This window comes from Pseudoalteromonas sp. SWN29 (genome assembly GCF_015864465.1).
Lineage (GTDB): Bacteria > Pseudomonadota > Gammaproteobacteria > Enterobacterales > Alteromonadaceae > Pseudoalteromonas.
Map to the genome: position 1 here is coordinate 1 of NZ_JADYXE010000107.1, position 2019 is coordinate 2019.

The following is a 2019-nucleotide window of genomic DNA, read 5'->3' on the forward strand; positions in this document are numbered from 1 at the left end:
ACAAAAGAATTCGGATTCTTACATACCTAGAAGATCGTTCAAGTGCTATTAACTATTTCTTAAATGATCGGCATTAGAGCAATTACTGCTCCCTTTCGTTTAGCTAAAAAATAGAAATATCGAGTTTTTTAGATAACAGCTCCAACGCTGCGATTCCTGCAACAGAATTACCAAACGAATTAAGCCCCGGCGAATAAACAGCTACAGTAAACTTATTTGGTAACACAGCTAAAACAGTCCCTGACACTCCCGACTTACCTGGCATACCTACTCTGTAACCAAAATCACCCGCAGCGTCATATAAACCACTCGTAAATAAAAGCGAATTTAGCTGCTTGTTTTGACGGCTACTTAGAACACGATTTCCCGAACGATTATCAACACCTTTATTAGCTAAAAAATTATAAGCTTTGGCTAATTCAATACAGTTAAGCTCAATAGAACAAAAGTTAAAGTAAGCCCACAAAACATCATCAACTTCATTTTCAAAATTACCAAACGATTTCATCAAATGCGCCATCGCAGCATTTCGATGCCTAAACTCATACTCTGAATTAGCGACTTTTTTATCAATTACTATGCCTCTATTACCAGCTAATAACCTGAAGGTTTCGAGCATAGAATGCATTGGCGCAGATAAGCGGCTGTATAACGCATCACACGTTACAATTGCGCCTGCATTGATGAATGGGTTACGAGGAATCCCCTTTTCAAACTCAAGCTGTGTAAGCGAGTTAAAGGCTGTACCTGAAGGCTCTTTACCAACTCTATGCCAAAGTTCATCACCATAACGCTGTAGTGCCATAGTAAGTGTCATAACTTTAGAAACTGATTGAATAGTAAAGCGTTGAGAACAATCCCCTGCGCACACAGTTTCACCATCAGTTGTATAAATAGCGATAGAAAATTGCTCTGGATCCACCTCGGCAAGTGCCGGTATATAATCAGCTACTTTCCCCTGTGATAATAAAGGACGCACTTCATGTGCTATTTCATCAAGCACCTTTTGGTAATCAGCTGTAGGCAATCTAGACCTCTATATCGTCATTCATAAAAATTGGATTTTAACACGCGCTATTAAGTGCACCTAGTTTTGTTGTCGAATTTAACGGTGAGATTTTACAAAATTTAAATAGAAAAAAACGTCACATTACTGTATCTGGTTTCTCTTAATTAAATCCTGGTAATGTCATGGTGCCCACTGCGGTGGAGAGTCACAGTGCAAATGCTACGTACTCGTTGTCGAGCGGAGATTTTTATAATTTTAGCGTCGGGAGTCGCTACGCTCGCCCGACCTACGTGATGAATATTGATGTGAGTGGGTGTTATACCAATTCCAATAAATAGCTGATCTATTTTACTTGCTAAAACAACCCATTTCTTTGTTGTCAATTTCGTAAAGGGAGCAACCATTTATACCAATCTGCTTATGTATGGGGTCTATTTAACGTTAAGGAAATTATGCTAGAACTAGGCAAAAATTTTTGTATCTAGTTGTTCTCGGCAATTGCTCCCTGCATTGCTCTACCTCCTGCATCCATGCAGTCGTAAATAAAAAATTTTTAACGACGTTATAGTGCAATTTAATTCGTTAAATTGATCAAAGATTTATGCAGGTTGGTATTACATCAATTTACGCCTAGAACTGAATTTTTTTTCGGCGTAAAATTCAGATCACATACTTAATGGAATTGGTATTAATTGTGCGTATTTCACTTTTCTGCAGACATAAAAAAGCCCGAATCTTAAATTCGGGCGCTCTACAATATGAAGTCGGTGCGCTACGCAGTAGGATGTCGTAGTGCCCACAGCGGTAAAGAGTCACATAGCAAATAATACACTATTAATAATCGTATCGTCTCTTAGTATGCAAAGTTTTACTAATTTCAAAAAGCAAAAAAACCGTTACATTGCTGTAACGGGTTTCTCTTAATTAAATCCTGGCAATGTCCTACTTTCACATAGCAAATGCTACACTATCATCGGCGCTGTTTCGTTTCACTACTGAGTTCGGCATGG

General features: G+C 38.4%; 1 protein-coding gene. It reads right to left on the reverse strand.

Translation table 11 applies throughout. From position 1 onward, the window contains the following. Positions 1-103: 103 nt before the first annotated feature. Positions 104-1027, reverse strand: coding sequence for a glutaminase B (gene glsB / locus I6F53_RS20015; protein WP_197179672.1), 924 nt, complete (start codon positions 1025-1027; stop codon positions 104-106). Positions 1028-2019: the final 992 nt, after the last annotated feature.